This is a genomic window from Xanthomonas hortorum, assembly GCF_011305375.1.
In the GTDB taxonomy this organism is placed as follows: Bacteria; Pseudomonadota; Gammaproteobacteria; order Xanthomonadales; family Xanthomonadaceae; genus Xanthomonas; species Xanthomonas hortorum_E.
The window spans coordinates 1-469 of the sequence record NZ_VCME01000055.1 but is presented as its reverse complement, the minus strand read 5'-3'; the positions used below and the strand labels follow the sequence as shown (position 1 = coordinate 469).

At 49.7% G+C, this 469-nt stretch carries 1 protein-coding gene; it reads right to left on the bottom strand.

All coding sequences use genetic code 11. The annotated features are described in order from the left end of the window. Positions 1 to 97: 97 nt before the first annotated feature. On the bottom strand, positions 98 to 469 hold a 372-nt coding region (locus FFY45_RS22515), incomplete at its 5' end, for an AMP-binding enzyme (RefSeq protein WP_500692580.1).

The window sequence follows — 469 nt, the reverse complement described above, 5'->3', positions numbered from 1 at the left end:
GAATTGGCCAAGTCGGCCGAGCTCGAATTCGTCGACCTCGAGGCCTCGGAGGATTACAATAGCTAAGAATTTCGTCATCGCTGAATACAGTTACATTTTACAATTTGGACTTTCCGCCCTTCTTGGCCTTTATGAGGATCTCTCTGATTTTTCTTGCGTCGAGTTTTCCGGTAAGACCTTTCGGTACTTCGTCCACAAACACAACTCCTCCGCGCAACTTTTTCGCGGTTGTTACTTGACTGGCGACGTAATCCACGATCTCTTTTTCCGTCATCGTCTTTCCGTGCTCCAAAACAACAACGGCGGCGGGAAGTTCACCGGCGTCATCGTCGGGAAGACCTGCCACGCCCGCGTCGAAGATGTTGGGGTGTTGTAACAATATCGATTCCAATTCAGCGGGGGCCACCTGATATCCTTTGTATTTAATTAAAGACTTCAAGCGGTCAACTGGATCCGCTTCCTCGCTCAC